Annotated in this window: 15 protein-coding genes, 1 pseudogene and 1 riboswitch; of the genes and pseudogenes, 3 read left to right on the top strand and 13 right to left on the bottom strand. The window is 59.5% G+C overall.

Annotated elements, in window-relative coordinates; translation table 11 throughout:
• Window positions 1–39 precede the first annotated feature (39 nt).
• The 5 genes and pseudogenes from AAFM31_RS02905 to zigA all read right to left on the bottom strand — a co-directional run.
• Window positions 40–834: pseudogene (locus tag AAFM31_RS02905) on the bottom strand (ArsO family NAD(P)H-dependent flavin-containing monooxygenase); the annotation flags it as partial.
• Window positions 835–916: 82 nt separating this feature from the next.
• Window positions 917–1,306 carry a Tn3 family transposase post-transcriptional regulator TnpC gene (gene tnpC / locus AAFM31_RS02900; RefSeq protein WP_096006324.1) on the bottom strand — a complete coding sequence of 130 codons (390 nt, stop codon included), beginning with the start codon at window positions 1,304–1,306 and terminating at the stop codon, window positions 917–919.
• Window positions 1,303–4,317 (bottom strand): Tn3 family transposase, encoded by a 3,015-nt coding sequence (locus tag AAFM31_RS02895; protein ID WP_096006325.1) that lies wholly within the window; start codon window positions 4,315–4,317, stop codon window positions 1,303–1,305. The genes tnpC and AAFM31_RS02895 overlap by 4 nt, the downstream gene beginning before the upstream one ends.
• Before the next feature lie 90 nt (window positions 4,318–4,407).
• Window positions 4,408–4,674 carry a hypothetical protein gene (locus AAFM31_RS02890; protein WP_341706391.1) on the bottom strand — a complete coding sequence of 89 codons (267 nt, stop codon included), beginning with the start codon at window positions 4,672–4,674 and terminating at the stop codon, window positions 4,408–4,410.
• Window positions 4,675–4,843: 169 nt separating this feature from the next.
• Entirely contained in the window at window positions 4,844–6,058 is a 1,215-nt protein-coding gene (gene zigA, locus AAFM31_RS02885; RefSeq protein ID WP_341706390.1) for a zinc metallochaperone GTPase ZigA, read from the bottom strand.
• Window positions 6,059–6,243: 185 nt separating this feature from the next.
• On the opposite strand from zigA, the gene AAFM31_RS02880 reads away from it, so the two are divergent.
• Window positions 6,244–7,218, top strand: coding sequence for an alpha/beta hydrolase (locus AAFM31_RS02880; RefSeq protein ID WP_341706389.1), 975 nt, complete (start codon window positions 6,244–6,246; stop codon window positions 7,216–7,218).
• Window positions 7,219–7,264: 46 nt separating this feature from the next.
• Here the strand turns inward: AAFM31_RS02880 and cyoE are convergent, their stop codons facing one another.
• The 5 genes from cyoE to cyoA are packed head-to-tail and all read right to left on the bottom strand — an operon-like array spanning window position 7,265 to window position 12,074.
• Window positions 7,265–8,155, bottom strand: a complete 891-nt coding sequence (cyoE, locus tag AAFM31_RS02875) for a heme o synthase (protein WP_341706388.1) — start codon at window positions 8,153–8,155, stop codon at window positions 7,265–7,267.
• Entirely contained in the window at window positions 8,152–8,493 is a 342-nt protein-coding gene (gene cyoD / locus AAFM31_RS02870; RefSeq protein ID WP_371833004.1) for a cytochrome o ubiquinol oxidase subunit IV, read from the bottom strand. Before cyoD ends, cyoE begins: the two co-directional genes overlap by 4 nt.
• Window positions 8,490–9,107, bottom strand: coding sequence for a cytochrome o ubiquinol oxidase subunit III (locus AAFM31_RS02865; protein ID WP_341706386.1), 618 nt, complete (start codon window positions 9,105–9,107; stop codon window positions 8,490–8,492). Before AAFM31_RS02865 ends, cyoD begins: the two co-directional genes overlap by 4 nt.
• Window position 9,108: 1 nt before the next feature.
• The gene (cyoB, locus tag AAFM31_RS02860) at window positions 9,109–11,121 is read right to left on the bottom strand and encodes a cytochrome o ubiquinol oxidase subunit I (RefSeq protein ID WP_341706384.1); all 2,013 of its coding nucleotides are present in this window, start codon (window positions 11,119–11,121) and stop codon (window positions 9,109–9,111) included.
• Window positions 11,121–12,074, bottom strand: coding sequence for a ubiquinol oxidase subunit II (gene cyoA / locus AAFM31_RS02855; protein WP_341706383.1), 954 nt, complete (start codon window positions 12,072–12,074; stop codon window positions 11,121–11,123). Before cyoA ends, cyoB begins: the two co-directional genes overlap by 1 nt.
• Window positions 12,075–12,667: 593 nt before the next feature.
• Between cyoA and AAFM31_RS02850 the strand changes: the two genes are divergently transcribed.
• Entirely contained in the window at window positions 12,668–13,099 is a 432-nt protein-coding gene (locus AAFM31_RS02850) for a group II truncated hemoglobin (protein ID WP_341706382.1), read from the top strand.
• Between the two features lie 3 nt (window positions 13,100–13,102).
• Here the strand turns inward: AAFM31_RS02850 and AAFM31_RS02845 are convergent, their stop codons facing one another.
• The 3 genes from AAFM31_RS02845 to AAFM31_RS02835 form a co-directional block, all read right to left on the bottom strand.
• Window positions 13,103–13,585, bottom strand: coding sequence for a GNAT family N-acetyltransferase (locus AAFM31_RS02845; RefSeq protein ID WP_341706381.1), 483 nt, complete (start codon window positions 13,583–13,585; stop codon window positions 13,103–13,105).
• Window positions 13,582–15,906 (bottom strand): ammonia-forming cytochrome c nitrite reductase subunit c552, encoded by a 2,325-nt coding sequence (locus tag AAFM31_RS02840; protein WP_341706380.1) that lies wholly within the window; start codon window positions 15,904–15,906, stop codon window positions 13,582–13,584. Before AAFM31_RS02840 ends, AAFM31_RS02845 begins: the two co-directional genes overlap by 4 nt.
• 89 nt (window positions 15,907–15,995) lie before the next feature.
• Entirely contained in the window at window positions 15,996–16,931 is a 936-nt protein-coding gene (locus AAFM31_RS02835; RefSeq protein ID WP_341706379.1) for a GGDEF domain-containing protein, read from the bottom strand.
• 184 nt (window positions 16,932–17,115) lie between these two features.
• Window positions 17,116–17,239, top strand: a riboswitch (TPP riboswitch).
• Between AAFM31_RS02835 and AAFM31_RS02830 the strand changes: the two genes are divergently transcribed.
• Window positions 17,229–18,611 (top strand): sodium:solute symporter, encoded by a 1,383-nt coding sequence (locus AAFM31_RS02830; RefSeq protein WP_341706378.1) that lies wholly within the window; start codon window positions 17,229–17,231, stop codon window positions 18,609–18,611. Its footprint overlaps the riboswitch before it by 11 nt.
• Window positions 18,612–18,619: the final 8 nt, after the last annotated feature.

Genomic DNA, 18,619 nt, shown 5'->3' with positions numbered 1-18,619 from the left:
GCGCAAATCGGTCACGATCCCCGGAATGACCGGTCACGTTCGCCGGAATACGCAGAAGGGGCGAACTGCGTGCAAGACGCCACGTTCACGCGCTTCGACCACGGGCGGTACCATCACCACATCGCCCAGCCCGCCCACTGGTTGTTCGATGACGCGACCTTCCTGCTGGGCTTTCCAGCGGTCGGTCGCTCGCTCGAACAACACACGACCATCGACATCATCGGGCTGAAACAGCGGCTTGGTGGGCGTCACCCAGGTAGCTTCGGCCACTTTGGAGACCTCTGCCAGGATCTGTGCCCCGGAGTTTCCACCGCCTACCACCAGCACCCGTTTGCCTGCGAACGGCTGGGCCTCGACATAGTGGGCCGAATGCAACTGCTGGCCGCGGAACAACTCGGTACCCGTATAGTTGGGGATATGGGGATTGCTCCAGGTACCAGTAGCACTGACCACTGCCTTGGCATCCCAATGCCCTTGCTCGGCATGGACGCGCAGCGCGCCATTGATGCGTTCGACCGAGGTGACTCGCACTGGTCGCTCGACCGGGAACTGGTAACGCGCCTCATAGCGTGTCAGGTAGTCGATGACGTGATCACGCGTCGGGTAACCCTCTTGAACTGGCGGCATCATCCAGCCGGCAATCGAACTCCAAGTCGCCGGCGAGAACAGTCGCAAGGAGTCCCAGCCATGACGCCAAGCCCCGCCAGGGCCATCCTCGGCATCGAGCATCACAAACGACAACCCCGTACGCCGCAGAAAGTACGCGGTGGTCAACGCGGCTTGGCCGCCGCCGATGATGACTACATCCCACTTATTTTCAGGGCGAGCTTCCACTGAGGGACTCCAAACAGACCGATTGCGCAGTGTAATCGCCCGAGTCAGCCTGAACGCTGATCTATCTCAGGCAATTACCTGCTCAGTTGCCTTCGCGATCTGACAACTCATTTACTCTATGTTCTGGAACCAGATCGACCAACGGAGCGATCATCATCTGAGCAGTTCGAACCCAGGAACTCAACGTCTCGAGATCTAATAGCACTGATTCGGCTACCTCCCAGACGGAGGACTCCTCGGTCGTAACTGGCGGTAGAGTGCCTTCGACCAACGCCTGGGCCATCGTATGCAGCTTCAGCAACTCGTCGCGTATAGCAATCATCCCACCCAGCTCAGCCAGGCTAGTGTCAAGTCGATCGACCAAACCGAGTAGCTGTGACGTATCGAAGCTGTTGCGTAGCTTCTCCAATGCGGCGGCGTCCACCTCGCCGCACGGCGTAACGTGAAAGGATGCGGGAGGAATTTTGATCATGGGGCCAACTCGGTATCGGCCTGGCGGGGCGTGCTGACACGCAGCGAGCCGGCGGCTTGTTGAAACACCGAATCCTTGATCCAAGGCTCCGGTGGCCGATTGAGCTTGAGGTTGAACTCGCCGAAGCGTTTGACGTTGCTGGTCAGGTAGGGACTTAGGAACGACACGTCCTCATCAGTAAACTGCCAGCCCTCGCGTGCCAGTTTCTGCAGGATACGCATCATGTCCACAGTGTTCTGCAGGATCACCGACGAGGCCACCATGTCGTTGTAGCGCAGTCGCTTCTGTTGCTCGTCCGGATCGTTCTCAGCAATCACATCGCCGCCGAAGGACAACCACTTGGAGAATCCGTTGTAGGACTCGATCTTGTTGGTGTTTGCCGTGACTTCCTGGCGCAGCTCGCGGCTACCGATCCAGTTGAGCAGGAATATCGTGCGGATCACGCTGCCGAGCGCCTGTGCCGCGTGGTAGAGCTTGTTGCGCCTGCTGTAGGAACCGAGTTTTCGCAGCAGCATAGGCGAGGAAATTTTGCCGGCCTGGATTGATAGCGCGACCTGCATCAGATCCTGCCAGTGGGTTTCGATCAGGTGCCAGTCGGCAGTGTCGGTGAACAGGCGGTTGATGTGCTTGTATGATACGCCGCGATCCGGCCGGCACATCACTAGGTCGCGCCAGTTGCGGATACGCGGCATCAGGTTGATGCCCAGCAGATGGGTGAAGGCAAACACCGTGGCCGACTGCCCTTGGGTGTCCGAGTACACCGTATCGGGTTCGACGCTGAGGTCTATTTTGAGTAGCCCCTCGATCACATAGATCGCCTCCCAGATACCCGGCGGGATGAAGTGCTGGAACACGGCGATGTAGTTGTTGGCCACATGCCGGTAGGCCACAGCCCCCATTTTGCGGTAGCGGAAGTGGTAGCCGGCCAGCAGATTGTCGTCATAGAAGTCGAACTGCGTACCGTCCGCGGCCACTGCCTTGCCATCGCCCCAGAGTTTGGGCAGGTCAAGCTGTAGGTAGAGTTCCACCAACTCGCGGTTGGCCTTGTCCAGCTTCTCCAGCGAGAGGTGACGGCGATTCGTGTAGGACAGCATGTGTGGCGTTACATTACCGGTCAGATGCCGCGCGGCCTGGTTAGGGCCTAGGTTGCAGCCCATGGCGAAGATCGTCATCAGGTAGCGCTCGGCAGGTTCTTTGAGCTTCGGCTCGTTACCGGACATAGGCCCGAAATGCCGAGTGAACTGAATCCAATGCTCGATGTTGGCCATTATGTCGAGCACATGTCTGGTCGGCATGCGCTGCATGAGCGCAGTCTGTAGCGAGATAGCCGAGGGCGGGATATCTCGAGCGGTCACTCGGCGGAGAACCGGCTCGCCGGTTTCGTTGATCGATACGTCCCCTCGGCATGATGGGAATTTCTCGTCTAGTTGCTGCGCTGTTTCCTCAAGCTGGGCCTTGAGAGAGACAACAAACTCCTTCGCTGTACCAGGCAGCCCCATTTTTTCGCAGTAGGCCGGTAGTCGCTGGAGACATTCTTCCCAGGGCAGCAACTGCTTGCGATAGTCGGCGAAGGATTCCGACCCTTGCACGCACATGTCGCCGGATCGCAGCTCGCTGGCCAGGTAAGAGAAAACGCAAACCTCCAGATAGCGCCGGTTGGTCGGTGGTCCCTCACTGGAAGGACGGCGAACGACCTTGACCCAGCGATCCGACGCAAACGACAAGTCAACGTGCTCGTCGATCCACTCTCGGTGTAGGTTCTCGCTGTCCTGGATCAATTGAAGTGCCTGAATCAGCGACCGATCCTGAGTCGTGGGCTCCAGTTGAAGAAGGTGGCTGAGGCGGAACAACAGCGATCGATGGGATCTGAAGTGCTTCCAGATCAGCGGCAGGTAGTTGTTACCACCGGTAGCCTGAACTTCGGCGCAAGTCTCGCGCAACCGATCCAGATTACCATCGGGGGAGAGGTATTCGCGAATCAGGCTGCCGGCCTCCTGATCATCCGGTTCTTGAACCAGAATCTGCACCACGCCGTCCAGGGTCGCCGCCAACTGCTCCAGCTTCTGGCGTTGCCTAGCCTGGATTTGCTCCAACTCCTCCTTGGCGCGTTTATGAATCGTCGAAATCCGTCGGATGAACATCTCGGCCAGGTGATCTCGTGTCCGCACGCGCATGCGATAGATCAAAGCCAGCATCAGCGTGTAGCGTTTCGGTAGCGAGCAGTCTTTCAGCTCGGAGACGTCCGATGCTGCTGCCTGGGCAGCGAAGTGGCGGATCTTAGTATCGACGATGCCCTCAAATATAGCGTCGAGATTCCCGAAGCTTTCCAGCCAGGCCAAGTGATCGATCAGTACTTCCAAGTGCTTGCGGGACGGCTTCTTGGGCGCCTGCTTCAGGGCATTGAAGTCGCTTTGGCGTCGGCCGAAGTCAGTGTCGAGCAGTTCTTTCAGCTTGTAGATCACCTCGATTGGGGTTCTGGTTACCACCAGGTTGAATATTTTGTCCTGGGCGTCTGCCCGCGCGTGCTCCGCCAGGTCGTTCAGGGTCGAGTAGGCGGGCAGCTCATAGTTTTGACGCAGTAGTTCGTCGATCACCGCATTGATAATGTCCGCACGCTGTTCGAGGAGAGGAGCCATCAACTGCGCATGCGCGACTGCAATGCCCTGACCATCAGAGCCATAGAACGGCTGCACCCCGAGCCGCTCTCGCACTGCGTTCATATGACGGTAAAGCTGCATCCATTTGTAGGGCGATAGGGCGACCTTACTGCGCAGGCCTATTTGAGTACGGATGAAATCAACGACTGGATCAGGTACCTCAGCGATTTCTGGAAAGTATCGGAGTACCTGGAAGGTCTTGAACAAAACAGCGAGGTTCAGTCGGAATGCAGCATTGGCGCGACTTTTGATCCAGGTAACTTCTTCCTCGGAAAATGTGAATTCGCGCTGCAGCTCGGCCCTTGAATACGAGCGCGACAGAACTGGATAGGCAGTACGTTCGAGGGATGCCATGGATCACTCCTTTCCTGAGTCAACTGGAAAAGATAGACCACGCATCTGAAACAGCCTTTTCTGTAGAAAATATCCTTTAAAAACATAACTCTACAGACCAAATGAATGAATTTTCTCCTTATCTCGGCATGACCCCAATTCGACCTGAAGTTCGATATCGCACTGACGCAGAATGTTGCGCAGGTGCTGGATTGCGTTCCCTCCAGAAGCCATGGAGGACGCGGTGTACGGTTCCCAATCGAGCGCAGTTATCTTCAGCGTGCGGCTCATATCCCGCTCGGCACCAAAACCGGTACTGGAGAAGGCAGCTGTTAACGCGAGTGCCAGCGGGATGGACAACCAAGTGCGCGCTTTCAATTGTCGGCTCCATCATCAGTCAGCTATACAATCCCAAGGATAGCAGTTTGAGCCGCAGGCGGAGCCACCCTGCCAGCGGATTGCATTCTGGCTGCCACGCGGCGACCTGACGCTGTCGTGCGCATCAGGTCTCACTATGACGAAAGAGCAAGCTGCAATCAGTGCAACGTCACACAGGGGCAGTCGCCTCGGTAACCCATGAGCCAAACGGGTCACCAAGGCCTGCCCAGTCTGCCGGGTCGATCTGCATTTCCGCATCCGACAGCAGGCAGTAGTCCAGATCTCGCTGTAGCTTTTGCGCGTCAAGCCCCTGCCCGATAAACACCAACTCCTGACGGCAGTCACCACTGTCCGGTCGCCAGTGCTGCGTGATCTCTTTGAGCATCTCAGGGTCGGTTGGCCAGTGTTCGCGATCCACAAATCGCCACCAGCGCCCTGCCAGGCCATGCCGCATGAGGCTGCCGGCCTGTGACCAGCTCCCTGCCAGAGTCCACCGGCTTGCAAGCCAGAACAAACCTTTTGAGCGCAGCAGTCGTCCGTTCGGCCAAGGTCGGTTGATGAACTCGTAAAACCGCTGCGGGTGAAACGGTCGGTCGGCTCGGTAGACGGTGGAGCCAATACCGTACTCCTCGGTTTCCGGTACGTGCTCGCCACGCAGCTCCTGGAGCCAACCCGGCGCTTCGGCCGCGCGCTCGAAGTCAAACAGCCGGGTATTCAGTACCGTGTGCAGCGGCACGTTGCCCATGATCATCGGCATGATACGAGCGTGGCGATTCAGCGTACGCAGAATGCCTTCCAGCTCGGCGAGCGCAGCATGGCTGATCAGGTCGCATTTGCTGATCAAAATCACGTCGGCAAACTCGACCTGCTCAACGAGCAGGTCTGTGATGGAACGCTCGTCGTCTTCGCCCAAGGTCTCACCGCGGCTGGCCAGGCTCGCCGACTGTTCGTAATCATGCAGGAAGTTGATTCCATCGACCACGGTGACCATGGTGTCCAGCCGCGCGATATCGGCCAACGCTGCGCCCTGTCCGTCCCGAAAGGTAAAGGTCTCGGCTACCGGCATCGGTTCAGAGATGCCAGTCGACTCGATCAGCAGGTAGTCGTAGCGCCCCTCTTTAGCCAGGTGGCCGACCTCCTCCAATAGATCCTCGCGAAGCGTGCAGCAGATGCATCCGTTGCTAATTTCGACCAAACGCTCGTCTGCCCGATTAAGCGTGACATCGCGCTGCACCTCGCTGGCATCAATGTTGATCTCGCTCATATCGTTGACGATCACGGCCACCTTGAGACCATCACGGTTCTTCAGAATGGCGTTCAGCAGCGTGCTCTTCCCCGCTCCGAGGAATCCGGACAGAACAGTAACGGGCAGGCGGTCAGACATGGTTTATACCTTGATCATTTAAATACGGTTATAACATAACATATCTAACAATATTGTCACCCCGGTGTCGTCTGCCAATCACCCGGTTGAATGCGTATTCATGTACCACCGCACCCTTGCTTGACCCGCTCGACGGTTCGCGGTACTCAAGAATCTGGCTAGTGTCCAAATAATAAGGAAAACAGATGTACAGCCTGGAAGACATCACCCTCGAACATCCGCGTATCAGCGGCTTGCAAACCCGTGTGGCCCGCGTGGGCAGCGGCCCCATCGCCCTGTTCATCCATGGCTGGCCTGAATGCTGGTACTCGTGGCGACGCCAGATGGTTGCGCTTGCCAATGCCGGCTACACGGCAATCGCGCCCGACATGCCGGGGTTCGGCGAGACCCAGGCCCTGCCCTCCATCGAGGACTACAACGTCACCCGCATCGCGGGCTTCATGCAGGAGCTAGTTGATCACTACAGCCCCGGCACGCCGGTGCTACTGATCGGTCACGACTGGGGCGCTATCAACTGCTGGCAGTTCGTTCAATTGCACCCCGAGCGCGTGCAGCGTTTGGTGATCATGAGTGTGCCGCTGCGCCCAGTTGCTGATGTGCCGCCAATCGAGTTTCTGCGCGGCTACTTTAAAGAGCAGTTCTTCTATCAGATTTACTTTCAGGAACCGGGCGTTGCCGAGGCCGAGTTCGACGAGGACCCGGAAGGCATCCTCCGTGCGCTCTACTGTTCGCCAGACACACCGCGCCACCCTCCTCTGCTTGGCAAATCGACTTCCGAAGGCGGCGGCTGGATCGGCCGTCTTGGCGTACCGAAGGAGCAGCCGAAGTGGCTTACAGATGAGATGCTCGACTACTACATTGCCGCTTACCTGCACAGTGGTTTTGCTGGCGGCATCAACTATTACCGCAACTTTGATGAAAACTGGCGACGCCTGCTGCCGTGGCGCAACAGCACCATCAAGTGTCCGGTACTGTTTATCGCCGGCGCTGCCGACAGTGTCATTCAAGGTGCGGATGAATCTGCGCTGAGGGGAATGATGGGCAGACGCATCCCCAACCTGCAGATTGAACTGCTGCCGAAGATTGGCCATTGGCTGCAGAACGAGGCACCGGAAGCGGTGAACGAAGTACTGTCGAGCTTTGTGGTTCAACAGGCTTGAAGCAGGAAGAGTCATCCGGGCGACTGCGCAGCCCGGATACTCAAGGTCACAGACCAGCGAACAGCGTCGGTGACGGCAGTACGCGAAAGTCGATCGACATCATCAGGCTCAGTGCGGTAATGGCGATGATCGAGAAGCCAAACAGCTTACGCGCCCAGAGCCGGTCATCCACTTCTTCGCGGTAACCCGACAACGCGATCACCAGCCACCAGATGCTGACCAGCAACGCGATCACCAGATACCCGTAACCGGCAAAGCCGGACAGGGTCAGCATCAGCGCCGCCGCTGCAAAGGCCAGGATGTACCAGACGATGTGCTGTTTGGTTACCCGTATGCCTTCTTTTACCGGCAGCACCGGAATACCGGCTGCGCTGTAGTCATCAAAGCGGAAGATGGCAATAGCGTACGAGTGGGGCATCTGCCACAGACAGAAGATCAACAGCAGCAGCGCGGCCCCGGTATCGAACTGACCGGTCACCGCGCAGTAGCCCACCACCGGCGGCATGGCGCCGGACAGGCTGCCTACCAGCGTGCCGTAGACCGAACGGCGCTTCATCCAAAGGCTGTAGACGCCTACATAGATCAAGAAGCCGAAGGCCGCCAGCGCCGTGGCCACCGGCGTGGTGTACCACCACAGCAGACCAAAGCCTGCCAGGCCGAGCACCACACCGTGCGCCAGTGCCGCCAGAACTGAAATCTGCCCGGTGACCAGCACCCTGCCCCGCGTGCGCTGCATATGCCGATCAATGTCGCGGTCGATGCAGTTGTTCATCACGCAGCCACTGGCAACCACCAGCGACAGCCCGATCACGGTAGCCAGCAGCAGACCGAGATCGATCTGCCCCTGGGCGGCGAGGAAGTATCCCCCCGCCACCGCAATCAGGTTGCCAAAGATGATGCCGGGCTTGGTGACCAGCAGGTAGCGTTTGAGTTTCACTGGAACATCCAGGGCATCATCAGCATGTCGGCGTTAATCATGATCCAGATGGCCAGACCAACCAGCATGACGATGATCAGTATGGTGAACAGGAAGGCCACCAGGTTCCAGCGGCCCTCGGACGAGGTGTTCATGTGCAGGAAGCACACCAGATGCACCACGACCTGAATCACACCCATGGTCAGCATGCTGATCAGATTGACGCTCTGGCTGAACTGCCCACTCATCACCATCCCGAACGGGATGGCAGTGAGGAGCACCGACAGGATGAAACCGATAGCGTAAGAGCCGTAGCTGCCGTGGCCGGCGCCGGCGTCGGAATGCGCATGACTCATCAGATAGTCCCCATCAGATAGACAATGGTGAACACGCAGATCCAGACGATGTCCAGGAAGTGCCAGAACAGGCTCAGGCACATCAGGCGTGTGTTGTTACGGTCGGTCAGACCGCGCTTGCTGACCTGCAGCATCATGATGACCATCCACACCAGGCCAGCCGTCACGTGCAGACCGTGCATGCCGACCAGGGTGAAGAAGGACGACAGGAATGCGCTCTTGTCCGGGCCAAAGCCTTCGACGATCAGGTGATGGAATTCGTTGATTTCCATCCCGATGAAGCCTGCGCCCAGCACAAAGGTCGCCGCCAGCCAGGCCAGCGTCTGGCCCTTGAAGCCGCGGTGCGCCGCGATCATGGCAAAGCCGTAGGTGCAACTACTGACCAGCAGCAGTGCGGTTTCACCCAGCACATAGGGCAGCTCGAAGATGTCCTTGCCGCTGGGGCCACCGGCCGTGTGGTTGACCAGCACGGCGTAGGTGGCGAACACACAGGCGAACAGGATGCAGTCGGTCATCAGGTACAGCCAGAAGCCGAATACGGTGTTGCCGCCGGTGTCGTGGTGCGCGTGGTCGTCATGCGCCACGGCGTGGTTGGAGTGCATTACAGTGCTCGACATGTCAGATCTGCTCCGCAACGGGTTGAGTGTTCAGCACCTGACGCGGCGCTTCAAAGTTGGCGTGATGCAGGTTCTCGATGCGCTCTACTTCGTCAGGCTGCACGTAGTAGTCGACGTCTTCGTTGTAGCTGCGGGCGATGAAGGTGGCGATCATGCCGATGAAGCTGGCCGCTCCCAGCCACCAGATGTGCCAGACCAGCGCAAAACCGAATACAGCACCCAGCAGACCGATGATCAGACCAGCCGAGGTGTTCTTCGGCATGTGGATCGGCGCGTAATGATCAGGCCGCAGGTAGGCTTCGCCACGCTCTTTCATGTCCTGGAAGGCATCCAGTGCACGTACGGTCGGTGTAACGGCGAAGTTGTAGAACGGCGGCGGCGAACTGGTGGACCACTCCAGGGTGCGACCACCCCACGGGTCACCGGTAACGTCACGCAGCGACTCACGGTTACGCAGGCTGACGACCAGCTGCGCCAGCTGGAACAGAATCCCGCACAGAATCAGCGCTGCACCGAAAAAGGCAACTATCAGGTACGGCTGCCACATCGGGTTGTCGTAGTGGTTCAGACGGCGCGTCATGCCCATGAAGCCCAGCACATAGAGCGGCATGAAGGCGACGAAGAAACCGGTGAACCAGCACCAGAAGGCGCCTTTACCCAAACGCTCGTCCAGCTTGAAGCCGAAGGCTTTCGGGAACCAGAAGGTGAAGCCAGCCAGATAGCCGAACACCGCACCACCGATGATGGTGTTATGGAAGTGAGCAATCAGGAACAGGCTGTTGTGCAGCACGTAGTCCGCACCCGGCACGGCAAGCAGGACGCCGGTCATGCCGCCCACGGTGAAGGTCACCATAAAGCCCAGAGTCCACAGCACCGGCGTGGTGAACTGCACGCGACCGCGGAACATGGTGAACAGCCAGTTGAACAGCTTCACCCCGGTCGGCACCGAAATGACCATAGTGGCAACACCGAAGAAGGCGTTGACGTTGGCACCCGAGCCCATGGTGAAGAAGTGGTGCAACCAAACCACGAAGCCCAGAACGGTGATCGCGGCGCTGGCCCAGATCATCGAGGTGTAGCCGAACAGCTTCTTGCCGGAGAAGGTCGAGATCACTTCAGAGAAGATACCGAACGCCGGCAGGATGAGGATGTACACCTCGGGGTGACCCCAGGCCCAGAACAGGTTGATGTACATCATGGCGTTGCCGCCAAGCTCGTTGGTGAAGAAGTGCATGTCCAGATAACGGTCCAGACTCAGCAGCGCCAGCGTGGCGGTCAGAATCGGGAAGGACGCAATAATCAGGATGTTGGTGAAGGTGCAGGTCCAGGTGAAGACCGGCATTTTCATCAGGGTCATGCCGGGTGCGCGCATCTTGAACACGGTCACCAAGAAGTTCACGCCGGTCAACAGCGTCCCTAGCCCCGATAACTGCAACGCCCAAATGTAATAGTCGACCCCCACGCCCGGGCTGTAGCCCAGTTCTGCCAGCGGCGGGTAAGCAACCCAACCGGTGCGCGCGAACTCCCCTACCCCCAGCGACACGTTGACCAGAATCGCACCGGCCACGAACAGCCAGAAGCTGAGCGAGTTGAGGAACGGGAAGGCAACGTCACGGGCGCCAATCTGCAGCGGCACCGCAATGTTCATCAGACCAACCATGAACGGCATCGCCATGAAGATGATCATGATCACACCGTGCGCGGTGAAGATCTGGTCGTAGTGCTCAGGCGGCAGGTAGCCCTGCGAAGCGCCTTCGGCAATCGCCAGCTGGCCGCGCATCATGATGGCGTCGGCAAAGCCGCGCAGCAGCATGATCAGGGCAACTAGGATATACATCACACCGATTTTCTTGTGGTCAACCGAAGTCAGCCACTCGGTCCACAGGTAGCCCCACTTGCGGTAGTAGGTGATGGCGCCAAAGATCCCCAGCCCGGCAATCGCAACGACCGCCAGGGTGATCATGATAATGGGCTCGTGGAACGGCACGGCCTCGAGTGTCAGCTTGCCAAACATCAGTGGGTCTCCTCGGCAGCGTTCATGGGCATGCCAGCCATTTCGGCGCCTGCATGAGCCTCATGGCCTGCGTGACCCGCGTGGTCTTCGTGGCCGGCCGCGTGCTTACCGCCGTTGTGGTATTGCATGAGGATGGTCTCGTACAGGATCGGGCTGACGCTGCCGTAGTAACGGACCGGATCGGCCTTGCTCGGCGCTACGAGCGCCGGATAGCTGTTCAGATCCAGCGTCTCGGTATTGGCTTTGACCTGGCTAACCCAGTCGCTGAAGCCCTGCTCATCGGTGGCGATGGCCTGAAACTTCATGTCGGAAAAGCCTTCGCCGCTCAGGTTGGCTGAGAAACCGTCGTAGCTGCCTTCATGGTTGGCGATCAGATGCAGCTTGGTCTGCATGCCGGCCATCGAGTAGATCTGGCTGCCCAGCGCCGGGATGAAGAAGGAATTCATCGCCGATTGGGAAGTGATCTTGAAGTTGACTGGGGTGTCGACCGGGAAGGCCAGTTCGTTGACGGTGGCGATGCCCTGCTCTGGGTAGATAAACAACCATTTCCAGTCCAGCGATACCACTTGCACCTCGATCGGCTTTACGTCCGAGTCGAGCGGGCGGTATGGGTCCAGCTCATGGGTGGTCTTCCAGGTGATGGTGCCGAGGATGGCGACGATGACGCAGGGGATGATCCAGACCACCAGTTCAATCGCGGTGGAGTGGGACCAGTTAGGTCGATAGGTCGCCTTGGTGTTGCTTTCGCGGTACTTCCAGGCAAACACCAGGGTCATCACGATGACCGGAATTACCACGATCAGCATCAGCAGCGTGGCGGTGATGATCAGCGACTTTTCGTCGACGCCGACCTGCCCTTTCGGGTCCAGCAACACCATCTTGCAGCCGCCGAGCATCAGCAGCGGCAACCAGGCGAGCCGTTTCAGGATTGAAGTTATCTGCTTCGGGTTCATGTTGCAGCCTTAGTCGTTGAACAGGCCCTCGCGCCCGACAGGGAACGAGGTGCAACAGGCCCCAGTGATGTGCACCCACCAGCCGACCAATAGCCCACGCAACAGCACCCCGTGACGCTCCCGCATGAGCGTGTCAGGTGCTGCCGGGTGGTTTTTATGGGTCAGCGTAATGTCTTTGTGCAGACTGAGACGGCGTACAGCATCAATCGCCAAACTGGCCGCGGGAGCGGCGCCTTCCGTGGGGTACCAGATCGAGCGTCTGGAACCTGTTGCGAGAAGTATTACAAAGTATTTCAGAGTGGCGCGCAATTGTAACAAGTGGTGACATAGATCAATGCAGCGTTTCAAATTCACCAACAGCACCGTGTATTTAAGCGAATGAGAAATGCTCGCAAGTCGCGCGTGATGCGGGGTTCACGCGGATAGATACAGCTCTGCAACAGCTGTTTCGGAGGTGCGTCAATGTGCCGCGCAGCACTGGCGCTCGGCACCCTGTCACAGGACGGGTTCGCTGCGGCGACTGGCCGCAGAGCAAGCGCTGGAGAAAATATGTCGAAGGCGTACCATCAGGCCATCAACATGAGGTACACGACATGAGCGAAACCGCGCCGTCCTACGGCACAGCCGACGCGTCCTATCAGGCCGCAGGGGAAATTGATGGCATCCGCCGGCTGGTCGATGATTTCTATCAGGAAATGGACAGCTGGGAGGGAGCGCAGGAGCTCCGTGCCCTGCACGCGCCGGACCTTGCGTCGGCGCGTGCCAAGCTAACCGCGTTTCTGTCCGGGTGGCTGGGCGGCCCCCGGCTGTTTCAGCAGCAGTATGGCGGGATCAGCATTCCCGCCTTCCATGCCAAGTGGGATGTTGGCCCGGAGCTGCGCGACCAATGGTTGGAGTGCATGGCCAGAGCCATCACTAAACAGCCTTACCATCCCGCGTTCGCCAGCTACCTGCTGGAGCAACTGCGGGTGCCCGCGAACCGCGTGGTGCAGGCCAGCCAGGCTATGCGCCAAGCCCAACAGTAGCCGCTAAAGCGGCTTCTCCCAAAACATCGCCCGCCCCATTTCCGGGTCCAGCTGGTAGCCCTCAAACCCGAGGTTGAGGTAGGTGCGCTGCGCGGTCTTATTGCCTTCCAGCACCTCGAGTGTCAGCTTGCAGCAACCGCGCTGAACAGCGACCTCCTCGACCAGGCGCAGCATCTGCTGAGCGATGCCCTGGCCTCGCCAGCGGCGCGACACCATCACATCGTGGATATTGATCAACGGCTTGCCCTTGAAGGTGGAAAATCCTTCGAAGCAGTTGACCAGGCCGACGTGTTCGTCACCGGAAACGGCCAAGACAAACAGGTAATCTGGCCGTACAGCCAGCTTGTCCGGCAACGATTCCAGCAGCTCGGGCGCCAGTTGCGCGGCGCCACCCATAGGATCAAGTGCGTACTCTGCGAGCAACGATTTCAGTGCCGATGCATGCACAGAATCAGCAAGATTGCCGACGATTACCTCAACAGTCATTGCCCAGCCTCCGGGTGCTGCAGTTGTTGTTGCAGCGTCAACAGGGTTTGGTTGCCGGGACTCAACGCGAGCCCTTTGGCGATCTGCTCACGTGCTGCTTCGCCCTGCCCTGCGCTGTTCAGTGCAACTGCAAATACATACCGGTAATGGGTGTTTTGCGGATCTAGCATGACTGCACGGCGCAGCTCGACCAGTGCGGTCGCCATATCCTTGCTGCGGACCTTGAGGAGCCCAAGACTAAAATGCAGCGGCGCCGCCTCCGGTAGTTTCTCCAACCCTCGGTTGAGCAGTGCTTCGGCCTCCGGGTCGCGCATGGAAGCGCGGTAGAGATCGGCCAGGTTTACGTAGGCACCGATAAAGTACGGATCGAGCTGCAGCGCCCGCTGATAGGCGTCCTCGGCCAACGCAATGTCGTTGCGGGTCTGGTAGTACAAACCAATGTTCAGCTGTGCCGCCGGATCATCCGCGTTGGCTTGTTGCGCTTGCAGATACTCCTGCTGCGCGCGACGGAGTTTTTCAATGTCATCGCCGCGCATCTGCTCGGGCGGAATATCCAGCAATTGCGCGGTTGCCTGCAACCTGACGACGCGTTCGGGTGCATCCAGTAGCGGGCTGGCAAGCTGCCAACGGGTGACCGCCGGGTAGCTGCCAATCGCCTCCAGCGCGCCGAGGCGGATGATCGGATCTTTGGCGCGCAGGCCGACAAACAGCGACTGGGCGACTTCCGGGCCGGGCCAGGCCTGCAGCAGGCTGGCGGCGGTGGCGCGGGCAATCGCCGGCTGGCCTTCGTCCGCCAACAGCGTCAACAAATCCTGTTGGGCACCAACCGCACCGGAACGACCTGCAGCCAGGGTATGCGCGTACTGCTGCAAACCCTCCGGCACGTGTCCGTACCACTGTTCGACGTGTTCTGCCGCCCATTCTGGCGTCTGGTCGGTATGGCACTGATTGCAGGCGTTAGGTACACCCAGGCTGACGCTCAGATCAGGGCGCGGAATGCGCAAACTGTGATCGCGCCGCGGGTCCACCTCCATGTAGGTGGTGGTCGGCATGTGGCAGTCAACACAGGCGCTGCCCTGCACGCTGCTGTGGAAATGGTGCTTGGGCGTCTGATAGCGATCGGCCTGGTGGCACTGCAGGCAAACACCGTCGCCGGGCACCTTGAGTTCGAGTGAGTGGGGGTTGTGGCAATCACTGCAGGTTACCCCGGCCTGATACATCTTGCTCTGCAGGAAGGAGCCATGCACAAACACCTCGTCCTGAATCTGGCCGTCCGGGTGATAGAGGCCTTGATCCAGCGTGGAGAGCAGATAATTTTCCACCAGCAGTCCTGCGTCCTGCGGGTCGTCAAACAGTTGTGCCCGGCGCGAGTGACACGCAGCGCAGGCCTGAATTTCTTTCTCGCTGGTGCGTGGCTGGCTGCGGCTCACCACGCCGTTCTCGTCATGCTGCCAGGTCACGCCTTCACGCTCGTCGAAGCGGACCGCCAGCCCCAAGGTAGCGGCCATATTCGGGTGCGCCGCCGGATCATTGGCCCATTCCACATGGTCAGATGCAGGGCCATGGCAGGACTCGCAGGACACGTCGATCTCGGCCCAGTCCGTGTGGTAGGTGTTGGTTGCAGCGTTGAAGTTGCGCTGCAGATTGGTTGAGTGGCACTCAGCGCACATCAGGTTCCAGTTGAACTGGCGTCCGCTCCAATGCAGTGCCTTGACCGGATCATCGCCGTTGGCGTCCGGATTGAGCTGAAACCAGCGCTGACCGCCCTCAACGGCAGGGCGTGCGTCCCAGGCAACGCTGAAGGCTTGATAGCGCCCCCCTGGCATCGCCAGCAGATACTGCTGCAACGGATAGACACCGAAGGTGTACTCGGCAACAAAGTCCTGCATGTCGCCATCCGGGCCTGCGGTGTTGACCAGAAACTGGCCGTCGCGCTGAAAGAAGGTGCTGGTCACACCACCGAAGCTGAAGCTGGCGTTGTTGAAGTTGCCCAGCACGGTATCCGCGTTGGCTTCCTGCATGGCCTGATCATGATGCGAGCCAGAGAAATCGGCCGTCTGCTGTTCATGGCATCCGGCACAGGTCTCGCGCCCGACATACTGCGGCCCGAGAACGCTAACGGGCTGCTGGGCGACGGGTGGTGCTGCAACTGGAGCTTGCTGAACCGGTGCAGGTGGCGCTACCGGCGGCAGCACCACTTCGGTGGGCCGCGCGCTTAGCCACCAGATGACAACGGCAGCGATGACCAAAATCAGTGGCAAAAGCAGTCGCCACAGCGACGGGGCGGGAGCAGCTTCCCTGGACTTCTTGTTATCGGCCATTGGCTGGCAACTTCCTTTTCACGGTTGTGCACGCATGCTAGCGAACCTGATGGTGACAATACCAGCGTGGGCACGAACGCGATGCCAACTCAGTGACAGTCTTCTTCCTCGACACGGTTGCGGCCACCGGCTTTCGCCCGGTAGGTGGCCAGATCTGCAGCGTTCAGCAGTTGATCCAGGCTTGCCGTGCCGTTGGCCGACGCTGTCACGCCAAAGCTGCAACTGATAGGGATCTTCTGGTTGTCGTACACAATCTCCAGCGCAGCGATTGATGCGCGCAGCCGCTCCGCCAATTCCCGCGCGGCGCTCAGCCCCGTGGCTGGCATCAGCACGGCAAATTCTTCACCGCCCAACCTGACAGCGATGTCCGCCGCACGGGTGTGATGGCGCAGTTCATCGGCCAGCGCCACCAGCACAGCGTCACCCGCGGCGTGACCATAGCGGTCATTGATACGCTTGAAACGATCGGCATCAAGCGCAATCAACGCTACCGGTTGCTGCTGGCGCCGCGCCTGCTCCAATACATGCTGACCAAATGCAAACAACGCACGGCGATTGGCTAGACCGGTCAGCGCATCCTCATTGGCGAGCTGCTCGGCCTGCAGGCGCGCCTCGGTCAATTGGTTCTGCAGATCCTTCAGATCGGTGATATCGGTAGCGATTTCCATCCGCACTAGACGACCATCTGGCCAGCGAATGGCTTGATCACGGCACTGATACCAGCGGTTGTTGTGAGTATTGCGAAACTCCCACACTTGCACACCAGACGGCCTGCCGTGCGGATCGAGCAGCAATGCGTTGTTGCAGAATGAGCACGGCCCTGTCTGGCCGGATTGCAGTACCTGCCAGCACTTTCGACCGTCGGCGTCGCCCCATTCTGTCCGTCCGTAAGCGTTGAGAAAGAGCAACTCATGGGTGTTCATATCAGCTACGTAGACCAGTGCATCCAGACTATCGAGTACTGTTTCGATAGCCATACGATCAACGTCCATATCGTCGGCTATCACATCAGAGTCATCACGCATGAGAACACCTGTCGTCAACCCGCACTTCGCCCTGACGGCCTGTCATTGGCGGCTGTTGGCTTTCCCTGCTTGCTCTATCAGTTAAGCAGCCTGGCTGGCCAACCGCCAACAATACCGGGTCACGACTTACGCCGTTGAAAGAATATGTGACATCATGTGGCCCGCATCACCTGTATCCCATCCCACCTGTCGCCAGGGGAGCCCGAGCTTTCATGTTCCGGGCTGAGAACACGCCACGTTTTGCTTGGCCGAAACCCTGGAACCTGATCCGGTTCATACCGGCGGAGGAAGCGCGACATGCTTTACCTGTCTATCGCGGCGCTGGTTGCCGTGCTGCTGTTGTTCGTATGGATTGGCCTGCGCTCACGCGGTAACGAGGCATTGGACGATTTCGTCACCGCCCGCAACTCGCAGAGCAGCTGGGCCATCGGCCTGTCGTTCCTGGCCTCAGGCATGGGCGGCTGGATTCTCTTTGCCCCGCCGGAAGTCGGCGTGCTGGTTGGCCCACTTGGCCTGGCGGGCTACGCCCTCGGCGCCGCCCTGCCCTTTGCGGTGTTTGCCCTGTGCGGGCCGGCGATTCGTCGCCGTCTGCCAGAGGGGCGCAGCATCGGAGAATTCGCTCAGCACTGTTACGGTGGTGGTGTGCGCCGCTGGGTCGGGCTGATCTCGCTGCTGTACATGGCGTGTTTCCTGATTGCCGAGTTGACTGCCATCGGCGCGATCACCGCGATGCTGTCCGACATCAACGGTAACCTCGTGGTAATCGGTGTGGCCGTCACCACGCTGATCTACACCGCCTGGGGCGGGCTGCGTGCCAGTATGACCACGGACCGCTGGCAGGGTTGGCTGCTGATCGCCCTGTTGCTGTTGGTCGGCGGCGTTGCAGTTGACCGTCTGCCGTCAATCGAACCAAACACCGCGCTGCCCGGTATTCCGGCATCGGCCGCACTCAGCGTTGCGCTCACACTGATCATCGCGGTCACCGCTGCCAACCTGTTCCACCAGGGCTACTGGCAGCGCCTGTGGGCCGCGCAGGACGCCACCGCCCTGGGCCGTGGCGCAGCCATTGGCGGCATTGCGACCGTGCTGGTTGTCGCGGTGGTGGGCGGCTTGGGCATCCTGACGCTGATGAGCGGTGCCGATATTGGCTCTCCGCCGATTCCGTTCTTTGCCATGCTGCGCGATGCCCCGGGCTGGCTGGCACTGCCTGCGCTGCTGCTGGCAATCACCCTGGTCGCCTCCTCGGTCGACACCCTGCAGAACGCTATCGTTTCGCTGGCGGTCACCGAGAAGCAGGGGCTCAGCCTGTCGGCTGCGCGCTGGTTTACCCTACTGCTGATGATCCCCGTCGTGTTGATCGCGTTGCAGGGCATGTCGGTGCTGCGACTGTTCCTGATCGCCGACCTGCTCTGTGCAACCGCCGTTGTGCCGGTCCTGCTGGGCCTCTGGTCGCGGATGTCCCCGCTTGCCGCAATCGCCGGTTCGCTGGCGGGGCTGCTTGGTGCCATTCTGCCGGGCTGGCTGGAGACAGGCAGCGCCCTGCAAGGCGCAGTGCTGGCCAGTTTCCCCAACACGGTTCCGACTCTGCCGCCATTCGTCGGTGCGCTCGTGGCATCCACCGTTGTCAGCGTGCTCTGTGCGCTCCTGCTGTCGGCTCGTCAGCCCCAAACAGCACGCTAACTCCCTCT

Origin of the sequence: Halopseudomonas sp. (assembly GCF_038130085.1) — a bacterium.
Classification (GTDB): domain Bacteria; phylum Pseudomonadota; class Gammaproteobacteria; order Pseudomonadales; family Pseudomonadaceae; genus Halopseudomonas.
The sequence above is the reverse complement of the archived record's forward strand: the minus strand, read 5'-3'. Positions and strand labels throughout refer to the sequence as shown.

What these genes read in the sequence shown, in the direction of transcription:
- tnpC (WP_096006324.1), bottom strand. Translation starts at nt 1,306, where the DNA reads ATGATCAAAATTCCTCCCGCATCCTTTCACGTTACGCCGTGCGGCGAG.
- AAFM31_RS02895 (WP_096006325.1), bottom strand. Translation starts at nt 4,317, where the DNA reads ATGGCATCCCTCGAACGTACTGCCTATCCAGTTCTGTCGCGCTCGTAT.
- zigA (WP_341706390.1), bottom strand. Translation starts at nt 6,058, where the DNA reads ATGTCTGACCGCCTGCCCGTTACTGTTCTGTCCGGATTCCTCGGAGCG.
- AAFM31_RS02880 (WP_341706389.1), top strand. Translation starts at nt 6,244, where the DNA reads ATGTACAGCCTGGAAGACATCACCCTCGAACATCCGCGTATCAGCGGC.
- AAFM31_RS02865 (WP_341706386.1), bottom strand. Translation starts at nt 9,107, where the DNA reads ATGTCGAGCACTGTAATGCACTCCAACCACGCCGTGGCGCATGACGAC.
- cyoB (WP_341706384.1), bottom strand. Translation starts at nt 11,121, where the DNA reads ATGTTTGGCAAGCTGACACTCGAGGCCGTGCCGTTCCACGAGCCCATT.
- cyoA (WP_341706383.1), bottom strand. Translation starts at nt 12,074, where the DNA reads ATGAACCCGAAGCAGATAACTTCAATCCTGAAACGGCTCGCCTGGTTG.
- AAFM31_RS02850 (WP_341706382.1), top strand. Translation starts at nt 12,668, where the DNA reads ATGAGCGAAACCGCGCCGTCCTACGGCACAGCCGACGCGTCCTATCAG.
- AAFM31_RS02845 (WP_341706381.1), bottom strand. Translation starts at nt 13,585, where the DNA reads ATGACTGTTGAGGTAATCGTCGGCAATCTTGCTGATTCTGTGCATGCA.
- AAFM31_RS02840 (WP_341706380.1), bottom strand. Translation starts at nt 15,906, where the DNA reads ATGGCCGATAACAAGAAGTCCAGGGAAGCTGCTCCCGCCCCGTCGCTG.
- AAFM31_RS02835 (WP_341706379.1), bottom strand. Translation starts at nt 16,931, where the DNA reads ATGCGTGATGACTCTGATGTGATAGCCGACGATATGGACGTTGATCGT.
- AAFM31_RS02830 (WP_341706378.1), top strand. Translation starts at nt 17,229, where the DNA reads ATGCTTTACCTGTCTATCGCGGCGCTGGTTGCCGTGCTGCTGTTGTTC.